This is a genomic window from Paenibacillus sp. S28 (assembly GCF_016624415.1).
Lineage (GTDB): Bacteria > Bacillota > Bacilli > Paenibacillales > Paenibacillaceae > Paenibacillus_AQ > Paenibacillus_AQ favisporus.
Map to the genome: position 1 here is coordinate 350,508 of NZ_JACVTM010000004.1, position 20,754 is coordinate 371,261.

Sequence of the window (20,754 nt, forward strand, 5' to 3'; positions counted from 1 at the left end):
TCAGTAACAGTTACTGTTACATATACTAAAATAACGATTCATCCTTAAGAAGTCAAGTTGATGCTTTGATTCATTATTTTAAGTTTGATTTGCTTTTCAAAAATCAATACACTAAACATAAGCTTTAACCGGAAAGAAGGACCTTGCAAAAATGGGAAATCGAAGCCAACAGTTCTCTGTAGCAGTTCATATTTTATGCTTTCTTGAATTTAATAAAAAAGGCCGGACCACGTCCGAATTGCTTGCCATGAGTGTGAACGCCAATCCGGCGGTGATTAGAAGAATCATGAGAAAGCTTACGAAAGCCGGTCTTATTACATCGACTCTTGGAACGAATGCCGCGATAAGCCTGGCCAAAAAGGCGGATCAAATCACGCTGCTGGATGTATTCCGTGCTACGATGGAAGATAACCAGGAGATCTTTATGATTCACCGGGATACCAACCCGACTTGTCCGGTAGGAAGTAAAATGCCGTATTTATTAGACGGAGTTTACACGAAAGTCCAAACGACGATGGAGAACGAATTGTCGGGCATTACGATTGATTCTATGGTGAAGAGTGGAATCATAGGAATTGAAAGTTAACATGAAAAAGACCGGATTTCCTTACTTAAGGAATCCGGTCTTTGTTTTATATTGAGCACCGTGGACGGCAAGCTTATGGAAACATTATTGTTATCCTTTCAAACCGGTAGTGCTAATGCCTTCGACGATGTATTTTTGGAAAATGAAAAACACGATCACGACCGGCAGAAGCGACAGTGTGGCCATAGCGAACATACCGCCCCAGTTGTTCAGCGATTCGCCGTCCAGGAACAGCTTCAGCGCGAGGGATACCGGGAATTTCTCCGGGCTGTTCAAATAGATGAGCGGATTGATGAAGTCGTCCCATCTCCAGTAAAAAGAGAAAATCGCGCTGGTGATCAAGGCCGGTCCGATGAGCGGCAGGACCACCCGGTAGAACACGCCGTATTTGCTGCAGCCGTCGATTTTCGCGGCTTCGTCCAGCTCGCCCGGAATGGTGCGGATAAACTGCATGATCAGAAAGATGAAAAACGGCGTGCCGAAGAAATGCGGGACGATGAGCGGCTTGAAGGAAGAGAGCCAGCCGAACTTGGCGAACATGACGTACTGCGGTACGAGGACAACGTCCTGGGGCAGCATCATCGTGGCCATCATGGCGGCGAACCAGAACTTCTGGCCGAAAAATTTCGTCCGCGCCAGCCCGAAGGCCACGAGAGCCGAAGAGGCGACGGCACCGATCGTCGACAGAATGACGATGATGAAGGAATTTTTGAAAAAGGTCGCAAACGACGTGCCGCCGAATCCCTTGAAGCCCGAGACGTAGTTGGCGAATTCCAGCCGGCTCGGAATGAGGCTGTACGCGGTCGAGAAAATTTCGTCGTTCGGCTTCAGGGAGCTGGCCGCCAACCACAGGATCGGATAGATCATGAGCAGGGCGAAGACGCCGACCAGTACATGGTACAGGACGCGCTTGGGTATGGACATGGTCATGGCCGTTAGTCTCCCTTCGTCTCGTAGTGAACCCAGCGGGTCGAGGATTTGAAGATGAGCAGGGTCAGGAACCCGACGATGAGCAGCATTACCCAGGCGAGCGCCGAAGCGTAGCCCATCTCAAAGTGCGAGAACGCCTTGCGGTACAGATACAGCGAATAGAGCAGCGTCTGGTCGAGCGGACCGCCTTCCCCGCGGGAAATAATGTAGGCCGGCGTAAACGTCATAAATGCCGAGATCGTCTGCAGCGTCAGGTTGAACAGGATGATCGGGCTCAGCATCGGCAGCGTGATGTTGAAGAACCGCCGGATGGCATTGGCGCCGTCCACGCCCGCTGCCTCATAGTAGTCTTTCGGTATATTTTTCAGCCCCGCCAGGAAAATGATCATCGACGAGCCGAACTGCCACGTGGACAGGGCGATCAAGGTCCACAGCGCGGTGCTCGGATTGCCGATCCACGAGGTCGAGGTGTGGATGCCGATCAGGTTCAGGAAGGAATTCACCAGCCCCTGATCCCCGAAGATCTGCTGCCACATGATCGACACCGCGACGCTGCCGCCGATCAGGGACGGCAGGTAGAAGGCGGAGCGGTACAGCCCCACCGCTTTCGTAGCCACGTTCAGGATCATGGCGACGAACAGGGCAAAGATCAGACGGAGCGGCACGCTGGCCAGCACATACGTAAAGGTGACCTGAAACGATTTGCCGATTTTATCGTCTTCCATGAACATCCGCTTGTAGTTGTCCAAGCCGAGCCAGTTCGACGCCTCCATCAGATTGTAGTCGGTGAAGGAATAATACAGCGAAGACAGCACCGGATACAGCGTAAAGATCAGAAAGCCCAGCACGAACGGAGACGTGAATACGTAACCGGTGAGGTGCTCGTTATCCCGCAGCCTTTTCATTATCGTCAACCCCTAAGCTTACAAAATTGGATACGTACGGTATTGAGAACGAAAGTAGCCCATTGTTGAAGAAACTACGGCTTTTCCTCTGGAACTAGAGAGTTTATAGGGCACGTTCTCTCATCTAAGCCAAAAGGAAGGAGCCGAACCCGACCGGGGCCCGGCTCCTTCAGGCAGTATGAGGATTCCCCTTCAGGTTATTTCTGGCTGCGGGCCAGGATGGCATTGGCCTCTTTGCGGAATTCCGCCGCCGCCTGGTCGATCGGAATTTTCTTGAACAGAATCTTTTCGCTCAAATCCCGCAGAAGCTTCTCGACTTCCACCGATCCGATCGGGTTCGGCGGGTCAGCGGGGCTGCTGTTCGATTCGGCCCAGGTGACATAATCAAAGATTTTCGCTTCGTTCTCGGTCAGGATCGGCTTCAGCGCATCCTTCACTTTGGAGGATACCGGCACCCCGCGTTCGCCCTTGATCAGCTTGTTGGCTTCGATGTCGTTGATGAAGAAGCTGATGAACTTGGCCGCTTCCTCCTTCTGCTTGGACGATTCCGCGATGGAGAAGTACATGGAAGGCTTCAGGAACAGCCCTTCCTTCGTGCCTGGACCCGGCATTGGATTCAGCTCGAGCGGACGGTCCTTGACCAGATTCGCCACGGCAAGGAACTGGTTGGACCAGCCGATGCCGGAGATGGAGTGGCCGAGAACGATTTCGTCCTCTTCGGCGACGCCCTTCTTCTGCGCTTCTTTGTCGAGGGAGAGGATGTAGCCCTTGTCATACCATTGCTGATATCGCGTGAAATAATCGATAAAAGCCTGGTCGTCGGCATAACCGATCGTTTTGCCGTCGTCGCTGTACATTTTCTGGCCGATCGTTCTCAGGTAATACGGGAAGAACACCTCGTGATGATAGGCGAATCCGCCGATCTGGAAGCCTTTGGCCTTGGCTTGCTCCCCAAGCTTGCCCATATCGTCCCAGGTCCAGTCTTTGGACGGGATGTCGATGCCGTTCTTCTTCATCGTCTCGACATCGAAGGTCGTCTGCAGGGCATTGACCCCGAGGTTCATGGCGACGAGCTTGCCGTCAACCTCGCCGCCCTTCAGGGCGTTCTCGCTGACGTCGGCGACATTCAGCGTGCCGCTGTCAGTAAACGGCTTCAGGTCGGCCAGCTGGTTGCGGCTGGCGTACTGGCTCAAATACGAAATGTCCATCTGGATGATGTCCGGCAGCCCGCCGGCGACGGCTTGCGGCGCGAGCTTCTTCCAATAGTCGTCGAACGGCGCGTATTCGGGCTCGATCGTGACGTTTGGATGCTGCTTCTCGTACATTTCGATCACTTTCAGGGTGTAATCATGTCTGGATTGGCCGCCCCACCAGGCGATGCGAAGCTTGACCGGATCTTTGCTCTCGCCTGCCGATGTAGTCGTCGCAGGAGCGGCGTCGCCTCCGCTGGCCGATTTGTCGCTGCTGCCCCCGGCGGAACAGCCGATCAGGCCGGTGATTAAGGAAAAAAGAAGAACGGCGCTTAACGCTTTTCTCATGTCATTTCCTCCCCCATAGGATTAACGGTATATTGGTGTGCTTTATCTGATACTGCTTACATTTCCAATTATCAACGCTTGCGGCGATCTGGGTAAGGAAAAAAACCGACCTGTTTGTTTAAAAAGCAGAGATGCCGCCCGTCAGCTTCCGGATATACTCCGACGGCGTACAGCCCATCTGTTTTTTGAACACCTGGCTGAAATACTGCGGGTTGTCGCCGAAGCCGAGCTGCTCGGCCATCTCGAATATTTTGGCATCGGGGTTTTCGGCCATCAGCTCGGTCGCCCGCTGGATACGGATGCGCATGACGTAGTTGGAGAACTTCTCGCCGGTCTCCTTTTTGAACAGCTTGCCTAGATAGTCGGCGTTCATGTACAGCATTTCGTGCGCGACGAGGTTCAGCGACAGGGAGGCGTTGCCGATCTGCTCCTCTACGATGTCAATCACCTTCCGCACGATGGCGTTGTATTTGAACGCGTTCCGTTCGTAGTTGCGCCCGGTCATATCCCGGACCGTCTCCTCCAGGAACGACTGAATCGCCTGCAGCGAGCCCATGTCGGCGATCTCGGAGATCCGCTTGTAGGCCTCCGCCATCCGTTCCGGTCCGTCCAGGCGCACCAGCGCGGCGTACATCGAAATCGCGTACGACTTCGTCATTTCAATGCTGAGCTGGGCTCGCTTGAGCTCGGCGATGAACTCGGCCAGGGCAAGCGAGGCCTCCTCGCGGTCACCCGAGCGCACCGGCAGCATCAGGCGCTCTTCGTCAAAGGCGAACTCGCTGACGCCGCCGTCGGGCACAAACGTGTCCTTCCGTGTAATGATCCCGCTCTCGTCCAGATAGAAGCGGTAGTTCAGGCACTGCAGCGTTTCACGGTACAGCTTCCGCGCGGATGTAATCGGACCGGGATCGCTGACGGCGACGGTCACGTTCATTTTGTAATACAGCCGAAAGGCGCGGCGGATATCCTGCAGTTGGCTGTGAAGCAGCTCCTGGTCCTCAGGGCCTGAGATGAGGATCAGCGCGTGGTCGCCCAGTGTCGTGCTCATCAGCGTCGTTTGCAGCAGGTCTTCGGCGATATTTTTGACGGCAAATTGGTGCTCGTAATCGGCTTCGCCCTCAATGTGGCAGAGCAGCAGCCGGACGGGACGTCCGAAGTCGCAGGGAAGCAGGCTGCGGTATTCCTCGAGATCCCGCCGTCCGTAGGTTTTATTAGTGACGAACTCGCGGAGGACCTGTTCTTTGACGTGGGGGATGACTTTTTCAAAGCGGCGTTTCATGTCCAGGGTAAAAGCTTCCCGCCGGCGTTCCTGATCCAGCTCGGCCGTCACTTCCTTCAGCGCCTCGGCGATTTTGGTCTCGTCGGTCGGCTTAAGGAGGTAGTGCTTGACCCCGTACTGCATGGCCCGGTTGGCGTACTCGAACTCCCCGAATCCGGACAGCAGCACAAATTTGACGTTCGGGTGGGTGGCATAGGTTTGGGCGACCAGCCCAAGCCCGTCGAGTCCGGGCATCCGGATGTCGCTGATGACGATGTCCGGCGGATCAGCTGCGATCAGGTCGAAAGCCTGCAATCCGTTCTGGGCCGTTCCCATCAGCTCTGTCCCGAAGGCCTGCCAGTCGACCATTTGCGAAATGCCGTCCAATATGATGCGTTCGTCATCCACCAAAAGCACTTTATACATGTTAGGATCCCTCCGTTTCTTTCGGTAACCTGATATGAATGCGGGTCCCCTGACCGGGGATGCTGTCGATGAAAAGTCCGTAATTCTCGCCGAACGCAAAGCGGATTCGCTCGTCGATGTTAAGCAGGCCGATGCCGTTCCCCGCCGTGGTCAGCCTGCCTTCCCGCAGCAGCTCGAGCGTATCTGACGCCATGCCCGGGCCGTCGTCTTCGACGATGAGGATAAACGCGTCCGCTTCCTCCCGGCTGGTCAAGGAAATGGTGCACGTGCCGACGGAAGGCTCCAGCGCATAATGAATCGCGTTTTCGAGCAGGGGCTGGAGCGTCAGCTTCGGAATTTTCCGGAAGTGCTCCCGTTCGGGAACGTCCATGTGGAAGGACAGGCGTTCTTCAAACCGGAATTTCTGGATCGTGATGTAATGCTGCACCATTTCCAGCTCATCCTTCAGCGTCAGGATCGGCTCCTTCAGGCTGACCGAATTGCGGAGCAGAAACGCCAGCGCCTGCACCATTTGCGAAATTTGCGTCTGTTTGTTGATTTTGGCCATCCAGTTGATGGACTCCAGCGTGTTGTACAGAAAATGCGGGTTGATCTGCGCCTGCAGCGCCTTGAACTCGGTCTCCTTGATCAGGAGGCGGCTGGCGTAATTTTCAGTGATCAGATCGTTGATCCTCTCCACCATAAGGCGGAACGTCCGGTGCAGCAGGCCGAGTTCGTCCATCGCGGGCGGCTCCTGGTCGCCGGCAAGAATGTTCGCTTCGGCGAAGTTCCCCTTCTCTGCGAGCTTCATGCGGGCGATTAGATTCTCGATCGGACGGGTCAGTCCCCGGGAGAAACGGATGCCCCACAGAATGGCGAAGGCGAAAATCAGAATGAAGACACCGATAACGATTTCCTTGATCAGGACGATCTGCCGGAAAATTTGGTTGAACGGGGTCACGTTCAAATAGGTCCACCCGGTTGCGGTGGAACGGTTGTAGGCGACAAAGTACGTTTTTCCCTGAACTTCCTTGATAAAATATCCGGTCTCGGATGTGATGGAGCTCTGGATGAGGGCGGGATCGAAATGCGGCTGCGAGGGATAAATGACGTCTGGCCCGGAGGTCACGATGAGGTCGCCTTCCCCGGCGCCAAGCTCGTGCACGATCCGCTCCATGTTGATCCGCATGAAAATGGTGCCGATATCCTGCAGGTCGAACATGGTGCCCGAGTAGGAACGGACTTGACGGGCCAGGATCAGGGCCGGATCGGATGCGTCGGGGAAGGTCCAGCGCGCCTGGCCTTCGGCGTTGTCCGCCAGCCTGAGGATCACGTCCCGCTTTCCGGCCTGGATGGGAACCAGGCTGCCTACATCCTGCTGTGCTCCGGCCGCATCGACCATGTGGATCGAGTAGAGGGAGGGCTCGGACCCGACATAGGTGAGGAGCCTGTCGACCATGTGCTTGCGCAGGGTCAGGCGATCGTAATCGGAGTCGCTTTGGGCGATGGATTTGAGCTGGGACTGGATCTGCGTGTCGGTGATGATGTTGAATGACAGCTGCTCGAGGCGTTCGAGCTCTTTTTCGATCGCAGAAGACGACAGGTACAGCACGCGGGAGGACTTCACGTACAGCTGCTCGTCGTACACCGAGAAGGCGTACTGCTGCACGATCAGGGCAAAGGCAAAGGTCATGGCAACGATAAATGCGATCAGGATGGACAGCTTGTTCTTGATTTTCATATGCCTGAATCGGCTCTTCCAAGTCTGCACGGCTACTCCCTCCGCCCGCCTAGGCGGGATTTTTGTACAACATTATGTCATCGCTTTGGAAACGCTGTCAACAGGCAGGAGAGGCCTAGGACCGGGACCTAGGGACGATTCGGATACCTTTGGGATATCGGTATTGGGATGGCCTGGTGTCGTGATTTTGCATGTTTATTAGACCGAAGCCTCATATGGGATCCTCTGCAGAGACCGCCTTTTTCTATTTAAAAAAGGTGGGGAACTTTTCAAAATAGGGGCTTGCAAATATGTCGATCCGACATATAATATATATCGAAACGACATATATAACGGAGGTGAGAGGGGTGTACGAACTGTTCGTTCTGGGCGAGCTGATGACAGGTGAGAAGCACGGATATATGCTCCAGGACGTCTTGAATAACGCGGTGGGACTCGGCCGTAAAATCAGCTCCGGCACGCTGTACCCGCTTTTGTCGCGGATGACGGAGGCCGGGTGGATTCATCTGCGGATCGAAGAAGAGACGAAGGGCGGGCGAACCCGGAAAATATACGCGATTACCGATGCCGGCCGGCAGCGCTTTGAAGAGCTGATGAAGGAGACGCTTGAGCCGAACCCGGAAGCAGAGGCCGCGCTGATTTTCAGGTTCAAAATGGTGTATTTCGGCTACGTGACCAAGGAGGTCCGCCTGGCCTGTCTGGAGGATTACCTGCAGATCATTCGAAGAAGCCGGGAGTATGTGTCCCGGTTTGAGGCGTATCTGCAATCTCAGCAGCCGGAACCTGCCAAGCAGCGGAAACAGCTGCTCCGGATGTTTGATTACCGCAAACGGCTGGGAGAGGCGGATGAAGCCTGGATCACGGCAGAGATCGAGCGGATCCAGGCCGAGGAAGATTGATGGAAATGTCGTGAAAGATGACGATCAGGAATATCGCCATAGGGATTGAACCAGCACTATGATTCCAGAAGATTTGGAGCGCATGAAACCACTTTAATTTATGGTTAGGGAGGAATTCATCCATGGAAAGGCTCTGGACGAGGTCTTTTATTCAAATCACGGCCGGCATGCTGGTGCTCTTCACCGGGTTTTACCTGCTTTTGCCGACGATGCCGCTCTTTATCAAGGAGATGGGCGGGGACGAATCCCAAGTCGGGCTCGTGACCGGCGTGTTCACGCTGAGCGCGGTCCTGTTTCGTCCCATTGTCGGCGGGCTGCTCGACCGTTACGGCCGAAGGCCCTTTATGATTTGGGGATTACTGTTCTTCGTATTATCCATGTATCTGTATGACTGGGTTGGGGGGATCGCCGTTCTTCTCGGACTGCGGATCCTTCATGGAGCCAGTTGGGCGCTCTCTACCACGGCGGTCAGCACGTCGGTCACCGACATTATTCCCGTTCAGCGGCGCGGTGAAGGTATGGGCTGGTTTGGCCTGGCGATGACGATCGCCATGGCGGTCGGACCGATGCTCGGGACCTGGGTGCACCAGAGCGGCTCATTTCACGATTTGTTTCTGCTGGCGACCGGCTTGTCCGCCGCGGCCTTCATTCTCGTCTTTCTGACCCGAATTCCGTCTCAGGTCAAGGCGGAGCGGCGGAAAATCGTCTTTTTCGAAAAATCGGTGCTTCCCGTCACCTCGTCGCTGTTTTTCCTGTCGGCGGCTTACGGCGGGATCACAACGTTTCTGCCGCTCTTTGCCGAATCGGTCCGGGTGAACGCCGGCACCTTCTTTCTCGTCTACGCCCTGGCGCTGACGCTGGCGCGGCCGGTGGCCGGCAAGCTGGCCGACCGGCTCGGCGAAGCTTACGTGATCGTGCCGGCGCTGGCCGTTACGGCGGCGGGGCTGCTCGCCCTTGCCTTCGCCGGCGGGCTTGCCGGCGTCATCACCGCCGCCGTGCTGTACGGCATCGGCTTCGGCTCGGCTCAGCCGGCCATGCAGGCGGTGAACCTGCGGCTTGCGGATCCGGAGCGGCGGGGCGCGGCCAGCGCTTCGTACATGACCGCCTTCGACCTCGGCATCGGCCTGGGTTCCATCCTGCTGGGCTGGGTGTCGCAGTATACGGGGTACAATACGCTGTTCGGCGTCTGCGCCGGGTCCGTCGCCGTATCAGCGCTGATCTTTCTGGCGTTCGTCCGCAAACCGCTGGCGAAGCGGCAGGTGGAGCAGGCGGCCGTGGAATAATAAGAACGGTTAGCAGCGCGCCCTGTTTTTTAACCAATAAGAAAGGAATATTGGATGTAATCGCTTCCCTGAGAGGTTTATAATGGAAAAAAGCCGCGTCTCCGTCCTATGGCCTTAGCTAAGGAGGCACGGCAAAACTTTTTTCGAAAAGAGGGATTCGAATGTCCAAAGGTCAGTTACAGTGGATTATTCCCGACGGGTACATTCCACCGACGAGCAGCGGCCAGCTGGAAAGCCACGAATCGATTTGCGTGCTGAACTTAAGCGGAGAAGAAGTGACGGTGACGGTCAACGCTTTTTTCGAAGACCGGGAACCGCTCTTGGGCATGACGGCGACTGTGGGGGGGCAGCGGACGCATCATATCCGCACGGCCCATCTGAACGTGGAAGGGAAGTACATACCGAAAGGGGTTCCTTATGCCATGGAGGTCACCGGCAGCGCGCCGATTTTTGTGCAGTACAGCCGGCTGGATTCTACGCAGGCCGAGAACGCGCTGATGAGCGTCATGGCCTATCCGGTGAAGGAGTAAAACTGCGCCGGGAGGGAGCACGGGTGCTGTTCGAGGTAAAGGGCTTTAAATAAGCCGGCAGCCATGCCCTGGCCACTTCTTAGAAGAGGCTGGGGTATTTATGTTACATTTAGGGACTCACGCCTTGGAATGAAATCTATACTGTGTTAATGTTTTTCCCCATAAAAAAGTGATCAGCATAACCACTAAGGCTGTTACAAGAAAAACGGAAAAAGTAGCGTAGCTCGAATCATAATTAGGAAGCAGGAAGGAACAAACATTATTCATCGTATGAACAATAACTGCCGCAATGATATTTTTATCTGTGTTTTTATAGACCCAAACAATCAAAACCCGTAATAAGACGGAGCTTGCACATTGCCATACGATCCACATTGCAGAATGGTCCGTTTGAAGATGCGGAATGACGTGCCATACTTGCCAAATGACCCCTAGCATTACACTAGCAGTCCATGCGTTCCATCGATTTTCAAGCTTGTCATATACATATCCTTGCCAACCAATCTCTTCACATAGCCCAGGAACAATAAAAAGCAAAAACAAACCAACGACTGTTAGAGGAGAAAATGACAGTGGGGGTACGGACGGTAGCAGGCTCTTCATAACTCCGTAAGAAATAACCATGATCAGCGGCATGGAAAGAAAAACCGGAATATACCAGCTTTTGCGCTCTATTTTAATGCGAAGTATTTTCCTGCATAAATCTTTAATACCTTGAGTTCGATCTTTCTGATAAACCAGGATCAAAGCAGCAATCATAGGACATACAAACATCAAAGCGCTGATGGGGAGGTTGATCGGTATGTCCTTTTGTATGGTGGCCGCCATACCTAATAACCAAAACGGAATAGATAAGACAAAAACCAAACCAAAATAGATCCAAATTGAAGGAGAAGAATGATGAGATGTGAAATTTTTCATAAAGAATATTACCTCATTACGTTATTGTGACTTGCCGGCCATTCAGGGCCGGGCCTTTTCGGGCAGCATTAAAGCTTGCCGCACAGACGAATTGCGGATCATCCGCAGCTTTCCGCGGTATGGCTCCACGATCTGCATAATTTCCGGCTTTTCCTTTTTCGCATGCTGGTAATTCCATTTGTACATTTTGCGGAGCATGTCAAACGACTGCTTGTAGTTTCCTTGCTCCAGCCCCAGCTTTTGCACGGTAAAACGCTTCAGTATGCGGTAATTGCGGACCCAGATCGGCGTATCGACGTAAACGATCAGGTCCGCGTCCGCGAAGCTCCGCTGCACCCACTGATAATGGACGCCCTCGATAATCCACCGGTTCTGCTCGAGAATCCCGTTCAGGATGCGGTCTCTTTCCTCGAAGCTGTTCTTCACGTCTCCATGGTCCGTGCGCCTCCACACCATATTATCCAATTCATAATAAGGGATGCCCAATTGGTCGGACAACGCTCTTGCCAAAGTCGATTTGCCGCTGCCGACCGAGCCGATAATGCGAATTTTGTCCGGTGTCTTCGCACTGTCCGGTCTATAAACTGCCATGATCCTCGCCTCCCGTTAACGATAAATTCGATTCTCCGGAAGGGAGATCCTGCCTGATCAGTCCAACATTTCGATCCACCGGGTTACTAGGCTAGTATCTATTCTTCTTCAGGAATTTGAACAATAATATAGTTTGGTTTTGCGTTATTTGATTCCACTTCCGTTTCCTTGTAAACAACATCGTTCCAATTGTCCTTATGAATCAAGCTATAGCCGGTCGATCCGATATGCGGCATCCAACGGAAGGCGGCGAATGTGGAGTCTTTAACGGAAGGCCGTGTTCCAATTTCGTTGGTTATCGTTCCGTTAATAAAATACAGCTGCTTTTGAGTACTTGCTGTATTGGTGATTAGACCTTGCCATTTCAAATAAGCGGTATGACCAGAAATTTCAAAATAACTGATGGCATTGTTGTTTTTTTCGAAAAATTGATCGTGCACTTTTTCAGGAAAATAATACTGGATACTTGAAGTCTCGTAAGTGGGAGTATTTATTTTAGGCAGCAGTGACACTCTTGGAAGATTGATCGCTGCATTCCTTGCAACGCTTAACTCATCACTCTTGAGATCACTGGCTAAATATGAGCTTGCCTTTGCGATGTATACTGTCTGAGTGGATGGATTCCAGGTAACAGAGCCGCCCATGGTTTCAGTGACAAATCGCAGGGGGATCATCGTTTTTCCATCATAGATAAACGGAGCCGTGTTTAACTTCACAGCTTTTCCGTTTTTCAGGGCGGTTGTTCTGTTGATGGTGAGCAATAGGTTGGTATCCTTGCCTTTTGCGGTCACTTGTTTTGCAGCATGATTCCATTGGAAAGTTATATTATCTAGCGCTTTAGCTTCAGTGAAGCTAATAAATATTTGGTTGTTTTTTATAAGGACATCTTTTGGTGCCAGATCTTGATTATTGATGATGACATGAGTTCCACTATTGGTTCTTGCTGCTGCTGTACCGATGCTGTGATCCGGCAGCAAGATAGCTGCTGCGCAGAGAAATGAAATCGAGGCCATGGTGATTTTCTTCATCATTCGTCCCTCCTGTTTAGATATTCCTATATATAGACGTCCTAAAAACGAGAAAGTATGACTTCATTACATCTTAACCAGCGCCCCACAAAGACCGAGGTCATGGCCTCAACCAGCCCCGTTTTCCAGTGCACTTACCAGAAAATTTACCGGACAGCCCATCGATCAGAGTTGATGATAAATCTACCCGGCAAATCACCGCTTGACCTTCACATGATGTGAGGGATTACACTTGCGTTACATCGATGAACCGGCTGTATGGCCGATAAAAAGGAGTGACGATAAATGCATATCAGCGAGCTGTCCCGCGCGACGGGCGTCAGCCTGCGCTCACTGCGGTATTACGAGGAGAAGGAGCTGCTTCATCCCGTCCGGCTGGATAACGGATACCGGGAGTACAGCTTGTCCGATGTTGAGCGAGTCCGGATCATTCAGCTGTACTTCAGCCTTGGACTAAGCGCCAAAGAAATCAGCGATGCCTATCCGTGCGCGGGATCGGAGGAGGTTCGGCGGGAATGTTTGCCCGGAGCAATCCGGGTGGGGGAAGCCAAGCTGGCGGAGATTGGGGAGCGGATCGACACGCTTCGAAAAGCGGAAGACCATTTGCGGGAATGCCTAACCGCTTGGAGACGTCAACTGAAGGAAGGAGGCGATCACTGATGAGCAGCAAGCGGGTAGTGCTGGTCACCGGCGGGAATCGCGGTATCGGCAAAGAAATCGCCAGACAGTTGGCGCACAAAGGGCTGCATGTGATCATCGGCTGCAGGAGCGAAGAGAGGGGGTGGCAAGCCGTTTCCGAACTGCGCTCGGAAGGGCTTGAGCTGGAGGTCCAGGCAGTGGATCTGCAAGATCCGGGAAGCATTGATGCGATGATGGATCGAATCCGGCAGGAGCACGGCAGGCTGGACGTCCTTGTTAACAACGCGGGCATCATTCTGGATCGGGGCGTATCCGTCCTGGACGTGGAGGAGGATGTGATGACAGAAACGCTGGAGACCAACTTCTTCGGCGCGCTGCGCATGATCCAGGCGGTGGTGCCGCTGATGAAGGAGCAAGGGTACGGGCGGATCGTCAACATGTCGTCCGGTCTCGGTTCCTTTGAGGTAATGCAGGGTCTCCTCGGACTTAAGGGTTCTTCCTCCGCATACCGGATTTCCAAAACGATGCTGAATGCGCTGACGGTGCTGGTGGACCAGGAAACCGCGGCATACGGCATTCAAACGAATGCAGTCTGCCCCGGCAGAGTGCGGACCGATATGGGCGGGTCGGACGCTCCGCACTCGGTGGCGGAGGGGGCCGATACGGCCGTGTGGCTGGCCACTGCGGGAGAGGACGGCCCCAGCGGTGGATATTTCCGGGAACGGCGGGCTATTGCCTGGTGAACGGAGAGAGTTTCCCAAAAATGAATAGCCAGGGGTTACTCCCTGGCCTGCTTTGTAAGAAAGTACAAAAACCAAACGGCATGGTTCTGCTCATCGGCGGCTGCCCTGAGGAAGGCCTGCTTCACGGCCGGATCGGATGCCCGTTCGGCGGCTTCATGGTAGAAGTCCACCGTGTTCTGTTCATCCTTGAAGGCAAAGTGGAGGCCATCCCGGTAGACGGAGGGACAGGGCTCATTGATGACAGGTGCCGGCTGTCTTCCGGTCAGGGACGTGTACAGCCCGGCAAACGTTTGATAGTGTCTGATTTCGTCTTTACGGATCTCCATGATCTGTGTGCGTTCTTCTTCGCTTGGCGCCGCACCCGCCAGCCGTTCATAGCAGGCGATGGCGGAGTATTCTCCGTTGATGGCTTTCTCGAGATCGGCGATGGATGAGGCCGGAGCCCGATAGTCCCACGTATAGTAATACATCCTTGGTGTATCTCCCTTCGCAAATATAGGCTTTTCTTCACCCTATTCAGCTTCTTGGGCAAATGTCATTCATTTAGGAAAAAATAGTTGGGAGGGACAAAGATAAGCCGCTACCCATAAACGCAACCCATAAAATGGTTATTTTTTATTTTTGAAATACCCGTTGACACCCCATCCTGGAAGCGCTATTATAGACCCATCTTAATCAAGTTATTGCACCAAAACGGGAACGTTCCCAAAATTTCCATCGGTTTGATCCGGTCATTCGGCTTCCTGTTGGATCCTTTCCCGTCCACATGAACTCTGACGAAGCAAAGCTGGGAGAGGCATTTCCTCCATTTTGGGAACGTTCCCAAATTGGAGTTGGCAGCGGGTGATTGGAGGGCCGTGACGGAAACTTGTCAAGACGGGAACCTCATAGAGGCTGTATGGATAGCTCTAAGACGGGGGACAGACAACCAACTGCTAGTGCCGTGAATCCTTCCGGTAAAGAAATGGCGGCTTCTGCCAAACAAGTCCTTTTCTTGGACCTAGGCTGTCTGGTAAAATGGGAACGTTCCCAAAAATGGTATTCGTGCTGTATCTTGCCATCGATTCCGCATCAGCGGGATAGGCAAGTGAAGGGGCCGAAACATGGGAAACGATACATGGAGAGAGTGATAACAGTGGGTCCAACCATTCACGATGTCGCCAGATTGGCAGGAACAAGCAAAAGCACCGTGTCCCGTTACCTGAACGGGCAGCAGGTTAAAAAAGCAACGCAGGAAGCGCTGGATAAAGCCATCAAGGAGCTGAATTTCCACCGCAACGCCAATGCCCGCAGGCTGGTGCTTGACCGGACGAACAGCATCGCGGTCGTCGTCGACAACATTTCGAATATTTTCTATTCCGGCATCATCCGGGGCATTGAGGGAGTAGCCAATCTGAAGGGATACAATTGCACCTTCCTGAGCTGGACTTCCAACTATGCCGAAGAAATATCCTTTCTCAACCTTCTGTACGAAGGGCAGGTCGACGGAGTGATCCTGGTGAGCTTCCAAAAGCGCAAAGATGAAGACCTGGAGAGAATCAGGGACTCGCAGTATCCGATCGCGCTGATCGGGGATCACGGCGGCAAGGACGGCATCTTCGCGGTCGACGTGGACAATGCGGCGGGGGTCTACGATATCGTCGGATACTTGCACAGCCTGGGCCACCGGGAGATCGCATACATTTCCGGACCGCAGCATGCCGCAGCGAACCAGCACCGTTTTAACGGTTATTTGCAGGCGATGGAAACGCTTGGGTTAACCTACCGTCCGGAATGGGTGGTGGAGTCGGACTGGAGCAGCCAAGGCGGATATCAGGCCATGCAGCAGCTGCTGGAGGGCAAAGGCTTCTCGGCCGTTATCGGCTCCAACGACGAAGCGGCAACCGGGGCGCTGCGGGCCATCCAGGAGCACGGGCTGAACGTGCCCAAGCAGATGTCGGTCGTCGGGTATGACGACATTTCGATCTCGGAATGGGTGTACCCGTCGCTGACGACGGTGCGCCAGCCCTTTGAAGCCATCGGCCGAAAAGCGGCGGAAGGATTGTTTCAGCAAATTGAAGGCGTCCAGGACAAGAGTGAGGAAGCGATCCATCTGCTGAAGCCGAAGCTCATCGTCCGGGACTCTTGCGGAACCAAGTAAAGTGTAAAAAGGGGTGAATACGATGGGCTCCAAGGTCAACAGGTCATTTTACGGTTACATCTTTGTGGCGCCTTTCTTCATCGGCTTTGCCGTATTCGGGCTGATGCCGATTCTGTACACGCTCTACCTCAGCTTCATGAAATGGGACGGATTTTCGGATCCGGTCTATGTGGGGCTGGCGAATTATTCACGCCTGCTGCACGACAGCTTCTTTTATCAGACGATAGGCAACACGCTTATTATCTGGATTCTATCCAATGTTCCCCAGCTCATCTTATCGGTGCTGCTCGCGCTGGTGCTGAACGAGCGCTTTATCCGGGGCAAGCATTTCTTCCGGGCGGTCTATTTCTTTCCTCACATCATTACGCCGGTCACACTGGGGGTCATCTTCTCCCTCATGTTCGACTGGCAGACCGGGACGATCAACAAGCTGCTCATGAGTCTGGGGATCATTCACGATCCGGTCAACTGGTTTAACAGCCCATGGTGGTCCAGAATCATCGCATCGGGGGTCATCTGCTGGCAGTACTTCGGGTTTAACATGATCGTCTTTATCGCCGGACTTCAGGGCATTCCGAGAGAAGTGTATGAAGCCGCGGAAGTGGATGGGGCGAGCAAAAAGCAGACGGCGATGCACATTACGCTGCCGCTGCTCCGCCCGGTATTCCTGTTCGTGTTCATTACGTCGGTCATTGGCGGCCTGCAGCTGTTCGATGCGCCGCTCATGCTCGGAGACGGGCCGGGCAACTCCTCCAGAACGATGGTCATGTACTTATATGAAACGGCTTTCAAAAACTTTGATTACAGCTACGGGGCGGCGGTCGCCTACGGAATTTTCTTTGTGGTCATGTTCTTTACGGCCATTACGGCCAAAGCGTCGAAGCTGAAGGATTAAGGAGGTCCACCTTCATGGCTAAAATACTTACCCGAGGCATTCTGTACCTCTTTCTCATCGCCGTGGCGGCGACATGCCTGCTGCCCTTCTACAGCATGATCATAACGTCGACCCATGCCAACTCGGATATCGCGCGCAAGCTGCTGCTCATTCCGGGAGACCAGTTCCTCGACAACTACGCGAGGCTGAAGGACACGGTCAACATTTGGCGGGGCTTCGGGAACACCGTCCTGATCACCGTCACATCGACGATCATTAACGTGTACTTTGCGGCACTGGCCGGGTACGGCTTCTCGAAATACAACTTTAAGTACAAAAACGTACTGTTCCTGTTTGTGCTCGGCACGATGATGATTCCGGGCCAACTCGGCATCATCGGTTTCTTCAAGCTGATGGATTCGCTGAACATGCTGAACACGTACTGGCCGCTCATTTTGCCGTCGATCCACAACGCTTTCGGGATTTTCCTGATGCGGCAGTTCGCGGATTCCTCGGTGCCGACGGAAATCATTGAATCGGGCCGAATGGACGGGTATGGCGAGTGGCAGATTTTCAACCGGATCGTGCTGCCGATTATGAGTCCGGGGCTTGCCACGCTGGGGATCTTTGCTTTTATCGGCAAATGGAACGATTTTCTCACGCCGATGATCGTCCTCTTCGACAACAACCTGCAGACGCTGCCGGTCATGATCGCGAGCCTGAAATCCCAGTTTACATCAGACTTTGGCGCACAGTATGTGGGCATCGTGATTGCGGTCGTGCCGATCCTCGTCTTCTTCTCGTTCATGTCCAAACGGATTATCGACGGCGTGGCGGCGGGAGCGGTCAAAGGCTGACCGGTCGGAGCAGGCTATCCACGCCGGTTTGACTTTCAGACTCCAGGGAAAGAGGTGATGACCGGGAAACGGCGCAGTGACCGCCATGATAACACAGTCAGTTGAAAGCGTTCTACAAATTGCGGGCACATGTTACGCATGCACTTCAATCACGACCAAAAGGGGAGATCGGTTTTGAAAACGAAGAAATGGCTGATGATGGTGCTGTCCGTTCTGCTGGTCGGCAGCATGCTGGCCGGATGCGGAAGCAAGGCTTCGGACAGCAGCAGTACGGCAAGCGGAGACGACTCCGGCAAAGCCGCCGAATCCGGCGAGCTCAAGGGCCACTTGGTCATCTGGACGTTCTTTGACCAGGTGAAGGACATGGCCGACCAGTTTCAGGCGAAAAATCCCGGCGTCACGGTAGACGTCAAAATGTTCCCGGGCGACCAATACCAGACGAAGCTGCTGACCGCGCTGCAGTCCGGCCGCGACGTTCCCGATATTTTCGACTTGGAGCGCGGATATATCGGCAAATTCATCGATTCGAAGTTTTTGACGGACCTGTCTGCGATGGGCGCCGAGGATCTGGTGAAAGATTACATCCCTTACGTTCAAGAGCTGGGACGCTCCCAGGACGGCAAGCTGCGGGCGATTTCCGACCACTCTTCTCCGGGCGGCTTCTGGTATCTGCGCGATACAGCCAAGAAGTACCTTGGTACGGATGATCCCGACAAGGTCAGCGATATGGTCAGCTCGTGGGACAAAATCATTGAGCTCGGCAAAAAGGTGGCAGCGGACAGCGGCGGCAAAGTGCATCTGATCCAAAACGCCGGCGACCTGTTCGATATTGAAGCCTACAACACCCAGCCGTGGGTGAAGGACGGCAAGCTGAACATCGATCCGAAATGGCAGACGATCTATCAGACGCAGCTGGATATCCGTAAAAACAACGTGGACGCCAAGCTTCCGTTCATGTCGGCGGGCTGGGGCAACGCGCTGAACGACGGCAGCGTCGTGCTGACTTCGATGCCGGCATGGGCCGGGTTTATGGTCGATAACAAGGACGACAAGGCCAAAGGCAAGTACGGTGTAGCCAAAACGCCGGAAGGCTTCTACTCTGGCGGAACGTACCGCGGCATCTACGAAAAATCCAAGAACAAGGATCTGGCGTATGAGTTCATCAAATATATCGCCGGGGAAGAGTGGCAGCAGCACAACCTGGAGAAAACGGGCAACATGCCGGGTAACGGCAAAGTGTACGAGGCCAACCTGGATACGTACAAATCTCCGCTGTTCGGCGACGAAAATGTCCTGAAGCCTTATTACGAAACCGTCGTGAAAATCCCGGCAACGAAACCGGATAAATACGGCGAAGACATCATGAGCAAGTGGAGAAAGGTTGCAGGCGACGGTGTCACCAACAACCGCAACTTTGACGACGTCGTGACAGACTTTAAAAAAGAAGTGAAGAACGCTTTCCCTGAGCTGAATGTGGACTGATCGCCCGGTCAGGGGCAGAAACGACAGATAAATAGACGCGGCTGCTGTTCGGATGAGAAGAGGAGCAGCCGCTCCATTTTTGGAAGGAGAAAGGCCCGATGAGCAGCATACATGATTATATCAGCGAACTACGGATCATCGACGGACACGAGCATTTGGCAACTCCGCAGATCAGACAAAGAGAGCAGCAGGATTTTTTCTCCCTGATGCATTACCTTGATTCCGACTTCATTACGGCAGGGATGCAGCGCGGGGCTTTAAGCAGCCGGCTGCGCAGTGACGAAGAGAAAGCGGCTACCTTCCTGCAGTACTGGCAGCGCGCAAACAACACCACGTACGCGAACATGTTCCGGACGGCCATGAAGGACCTGTACGGCTTTGAAGATTGGACGGTCCAAGGCATTCTGGAGGTTAATGATAAAGTTAAGGCGGCGACGAATAACCCGGACTGGTACCGGGAGGTGCTGTACGAACGCTCAAAAATTGACCTGGCGTTCACGCTGATCCAAACCACGCAATTGGATTACGAATTGTTCCGGCCGATCATGTTTATGGATTTTACCTTTAAACTTCGAACACTCAAGGATATTCACGACGTGGAGAACGCCGCAGGGGTGCATGTGCATTCGTTCCCGGGCTATCTCGAAGCAGTGGATGCCTTATTGCATAGATACAAACAGGAAGGAATGGTCGCAACGAAGCTGGGCCATGCGTATTGGCGGAGCCTCGCCAGCACCAAGCCGACGTTCCACGAAGCGGAGATCGTCTTCAACCGGCTGCTGGGCTATACGCTGCAAGACGGGCTGTCGAAGGAAGAGACGATGGCGCTGCAGGACTACCTCATTCATTTCATCATCCAGCGTTCCATCGCCTATGAGCTGCCGATCCAGATTCACACCGGCCATCATGAATCGAGCGTGTCCGGCAACGGCAACATCCTGACCAACTCGAACGCGGAGCTGCTGCTGCCGCTGCTGGCGCAGTACCGGGACGCCAAATTCGTCCTGCTGCACTGCGGTTTTCCTTACCATCAATCGTATTTGAGCATTGCGAAAAATTATCCGAACGTTTACACCGACTTTACCTGGGTGCATATCATCTCGCCGACGATCGGCAAGCAGATTCTGCATCAAATGATCGAGATGGTGCCGCAGTCGAAGATCCAGGGATTCGGCGGCGACTACAACCATATCGAAGGAACCTATGCGCACCTGAAGCTTGTACGGAACCTAGTGGGCGACGTGTTAACCGAGAAAGTTCAGGAGGGCAGCATGACGGAAAAGGCAGCGATGGAATTCGCCAAGCGCATTTTCCGGGACAACCTGATCGAGATATACCAGCTGGATATGTAATGTAGAAAAGTTTCCGGAAAAAGCAGGCTATTGGAAGAAAGGCGGGAGTCAA

The 20,754-nt window shown here is 53.7% G+C and carries 20 protein-coding genes; 11 read left to right on the top strand and 9 right to left on the bottom strand.

From position 1 onward, the window contains the following. The first annotated feature begins 151 nt into the window (after window positions 1–151). Window positions 152–586 (top strand): Rrf2 family transcriptional regulator, encoded by a 435-nt coding sequence (locus tag IAE55_RS12990; RefSeq protein ID WP_200632723.1) that lies wholly within the window; start codon window positions 152–154, stop codon window positions 584–586. Window positions 587–676: 90 nt separating this feature from the next. Here the strand turns inward: IAE55_RS12990 and IAE55_RS12995 are convergent, their stop codons facing one another. From IAE55_RS12995 to IAE55_RS13015, 5 genes are all read right to left on the bottom strand, one after another. Continuing rightward, window positions 677–1,516, bottom strand: a complete 840-nt coding sequence (locus IAE55_RS12995) for a carbohydrate ABC transporter permease (RefSeq protein ID WP_397351520.1) — start codon at window positions 1,514–1,516, stop codon at window positions 677–679. 5 nt (window positions 1,517–1,521) lie between these two features. Further along, window positions 1,522–2,421 carry a carbohydrate ABC transporter permease gene (locus tag IAE55_RS13000; RefSeq protein WP_200632725.1) on the bottom strand — a complete coding sequence of 300 codons (900 nt, stop codon included), beginning with the start codon at window positions 2,419–2,421 and terminating at the stop codon, window positions 1,522–1,524. Window positions 2,422–2,618: 197 nt separating this feature from the next. After that, window positions 2,619–3,959: an ABC transporter substrate-binding protein gene (locus tag IAE55_RS13005; RefSeq protein WP_200632727.1), complete on the bottom strand. Its 1,341-nt coding sequence runs from the start codon at window positions 3,957–3,959 to the stop codon at window positions 2,619–2,621. A 118-nt stretch (window positions 3,960–4,077) separates the two neighbouring features. Further along, a complete protein-coding gene (locus IAE55_RS13010; protein WP_200632729.1) occupies window positions 4,078–5,643 on the bottom strand; it encodes a response regulator in 1,566 nt (521 codons plus the stop codon). 1 nt (window position 5,644) lies between these two features. After that, window positions 5,645–7,393: a cache domain-containing sensor histidine kinase gene (locus tag IAE55_RS13015; RefSeq protein ID WP_200632731.1), complete on the bottom strand. Its 1,749-nt coding sequence runs from the start codon at window positions 7,391–7,393 to the stop codon at window positions 5,645–5,647. A gap of 317 nt (window positions 7,394–7,710) precedes the next feature. On the opposite strand from IAE55_RS13015, the gene IAE55_RS13020 reads away from it, so the two are divergent. The 3 genes from IAE55_RS13020 (at window position 7,711) to IAE55_RS13030 (ending at window position 10,075) form a co-directional block, all read left to right on the top strand. Next, window positions 7,711–8,262: a PadR family transcriptional regulator gene (locus IAE55_RS13020; protein ID WP_105444309.1), complete on the top strand. Its 552-nt coding sequence runs from the start codon at window positions 7,711–7,713 to the stop codon at window positions 8,260–8,262. Window positions 8,263–8,384: 122 nt separating this feature from the next. After that, window positions 8,385–9,545: an MFS transporter gene (locus IAE55_RS13025; RefSeq protein WP_200632733.1), complete on the top strand. Its 1,161-nt coding sequence runs from the start codon at window positions 8,385–8,387 to the stop codon at window positions 9,543–9,545. A 161-nt stretch (window positions 9,546–9,706) separates the two neighbouring features. Next, the gene (locus IAE55_RS13030; RefSeq protein WP_105444263.1) at window positions 9,707–10,075 is read left to right on the top strand and encodes a sensory rhodopsin transducer; all 369 of its coding nucleotides are present in this window, start codon (window positions 9,707–9,709) and stop codon (window positions 10,073–10,075) included. A 117-nt stretch (window positions 10,076–10,192) separates the two neighbouring features. On the opposite strand, the gene IAE55_RS13035 is transcribed toward IAE55_RS13030, so the two are convergent. The 3 genes from IAE55_RS13035 to IAE55_RS13045 form a co-directional block, all read right to left on the bottom strand. Further along, window positions 10,193–10,996, bottom strand: a complete 804-nt coding sequence (locus IAE55_RS13035; protein ID WP_200632735.1) for a CPBP family intramembrane glutamic endopeptidase — start codon at window positions 10,994–10,996, stop codon at window positions 10,193–10,195. A gap of 42 nt (window positions 10,997–11,038) precedes the next feature. Continuing rightward, on the bottom strand, window positions 11,039–11,587 hold the full coding sequence (locus IAE55_RS13040) for an AAA family ATPase (RefSeq protein WP_200632737.1): 549 nt from the start codon (window positions 11,585–11,587) through the stop codon (window positions 11,039–11,041). Window positions 11,588–11,685: 98 nt separating this feature from the next. Continuing rightward, on the bottom strand, window positions 11,686–12,618 hold the full coding sequence (locus tag IAE55_RS13045) for a copper amine oxidase N-terminal domain-containing protein (RefSeq protein WP_234489510.1): 933 nt from the start codon (window positions 12,616–12,618) through the stop codon (window positions 11,686–11,688). Between the two features lie 282 nt (window positions 12,619–12,900). Between IAE55_RS13045 and IAE55_RS13050 the strand changes: the two genes are divergently transcribed. Beyond that, window positions 12,901–13,275, top strand: coding sequence for a MerR family transcriptional regulator (locus tag IAE55_RS13050; protein ID WP_105444267.1), 375 nt, complete (start codon window positions 12,901–12,903; stop codon window positions 13,273–13,275). Beyond that, window positions 13,275–13,997 (top strand): SDR family oxidoreductase, encoded by a 723-nt coding sequence (locus tag IAE55_RS13055; protein WP_200632739.1) that lies wholly within the window; start codon window positions 13,275–13,277, stop codon window positions 13,995–13,997. Before IAE55_RS13050 ends, IAE55_RS13055 begins: the two co-directional genes overlap by 1 nt. A gap of 35 nt (window positions 13,998–14,032) precedes the next feature. On the opposite strand, the gene IAE55_RS13060 is transcribed toward IAE55_RS13055, so the two are convergent. Continuing rightward, the gene (locus tag IAE55_RS13060) at window positions 14,033–14,467 is read right to left on the bottom strand and encodes a ferritin family protein (protein WP_105444268.1); all 435 of its coding nucleotides are present in this window, start codon (window positions 14,465–14,467) and stop codon (window positions 14,033–14,035) included. A gap of 647 nt (window positions 14,468–15,114) precedes the next feature. On the opposite strand from IAE55_RS13060, the gene IAE55_RS13065 reads away from it, so the two are divergent. The 5 genes from IAE55_RS13065 to IAE55_RS13085 all read left to right on the top strand — a co-directional run bounded on the left by IAE55_RS13065 (window position 15,115) and on the right by IAE55_RS13085 (window position 20,702). Next, window positions 15,115–16,137: a LacI family DNA-binding transcriptional regulator gene (locus IAE55_RS13065; protein WP_200632741.1), complete on the top strand. Its 1,023-nt coding sequence runs from the start codon at window positions 15,115–15,117 to the stop codon at window positions 16,135–16,137. Window positions 16,138–16,159: 22 nt separating this feature from the next. Beyond that, window positions 16,160–17,032 carry a carbohydrate ABC transporter permease gene (locus IAE55_RS13070; RefSeq protein WP_200632743.1) on the top strand — a complete coding sequence of 291 codons (873 nt, stop codon included), beginning with the start codon at window positions 16,160–16,162 and terminating at the stop codon, window positions 17,030–17,032. Window positions 17,033–17,046: 14 nt separating this feature from the next. Further along, the gene (locus IAE55_RS13075; RefSeq protein ID WP_145028812.1) at window positions 17,047–17,868 is read left to right on the top strand and encodes a carbohydrate ABC transporter permease; all 822 of its coding nucleotides are present in this window, start codon (window positions 17,047–17,049) and stop codon (window positions 17,866–17,868) included. Window positions 17,869–18,042: 174 nt separating this feature from the next. Further along, the gene (locus IAE55_RS13080; protein ID WP_200632745.1) at window positions 18,043–19,350 is read left to right on the top strand and encodes an ABC transporter substrate-binding protein; all 1,308 of its coding nucleotides are present in this window, start codon (window positions 18,043–18,045) and stop codon (window positions 19,348–19,350) included. Between the two features lie 98 nt (window positions 19,351–19,448). Beyond that, complete coding sequence (locus tag IAE55_RS13085) at window positions 19,449–20,702, top strand: amidohydrolase family protein (protein WP_200632747.1); 1,254 nt, start codon at window positions 19,449–19,451, stop codon at window positions 20,700–20,702. Window positions 20,703–20,754 lie beyond the last annotated feature (52 nt).

Coding starts and splice junctions, on each gene's coding strand:
- IAE55_RS12990 (WP_200632723.1), top strand. CDS start 152: ATGGGAAATCGAAGCCAACAGTTCTCTGTAGCAGTTCATATTTTATGC.
- IAE55_RS12995 (WP_397351520.1), bottom strand. CDS start 1,516: ATGACCATGTCCATACCCAAGCGCGTCCTGTACCATGTACTGGTCGGC.
- IAE55_RS13000 (WP_200632725.1), bottom strand. CDS start 2,421: ATGAAAAGGCTGCGGGATAACGAGCACCTCACCGGTTACGTATTCACG.
- IAE55_RS13005 (WP_200632727.1), bottom strand. CDS start 3,959: ATGAGAAAAGCGTTAAGCGCCGTTCTTCTTTTTTCCTTAATCACCGGC.
- IAE55_RS13010 (WP_200632729.1), bottom strand. CDS start 5,643: ATGTATAAAGTGCTTTTGGTGGATGACGAACGCATCATATTGGACGGC.
- IAE55_RS13025 (WP_200632733.1), top strand. CDS start 8,385: ATGGAAAGGCTCTGGACGAGGTCTTTTATTCAAATCACGGCCGGCATG.
- IAE55_RS13030 (WP_105444263.1), top strand. CDS start 9,707: ATGTCCAAAGGTCAGTTACAGTGGATTATTCCCGACGGGTACATTCCA.
- IAE55_RS13035 (WP_200632735.1), bottom strand. CDS start 10,996: ATGAAAAATTTCACATCTCATCATTCTTCTCCTTCAATTTGGATCTAT.
- IAE55_RS13040 (WP_200632737.1), bottom strand. CDS start 11,587: ATGGCAGTTTATAGACCGGACAGTGCGAAGACACCGGACAAAATTCGC.
- IAE55_RS13045 (WP_234489510.1), bottom strand. CDS start 12,618: ATGATGAAGAAAATCACCATGGCCTCGATTTCATTTCTCTGCGCAGCA.
- IAE55_RS13050 (WP_105444267.1), top strand. CDS start 12,901: ATGCATATCAGCGAGCTGTCCCGCGCGACGGGCGTCAGCCTGCGCTCA.
- IAE55_RS13055 (WP_200632739.1), top strand. CDS start 13,275: ATGAGCAGCAAGCGGGTAGTGCTGGTCACCGGCGGGAATCGCGGTATC.
- IAE55_RS13060 (WP_105444268.1), bottom strand. CDS start 14,467: ATGTATTACTATACGTGGGACTATCGGGCTCCGGCCTCATCCATCGCC.
- IAE55_RS13065 (WP_200632741.1), top strand. CDS start 15,115: ATGGAGAGAGTGATAACAGTGGGTCCAACCATTCACGATGTCGCCAGA.
- IAE55_RS13070 (WP_200632743.1), top strand. CDS start 16,160: ATGGGCTCCAAGGTCAACAGGTCATTTTACGGTTACATCTTTGTGGCG.
- IAE55_RS13075 (WP_145028812.1), top strand. CDS start 17,047: ATGGCTAAAATACTTACCCGAGGCATTCTGTACCTCTTTCTCATCGCC.
- IAE55_RS13085 (WP_200632747.1), top strand. CDS start 19,449: ATGAGCAGCATACATGATTATATCAGCGAACTACGGATCATCGACGGA.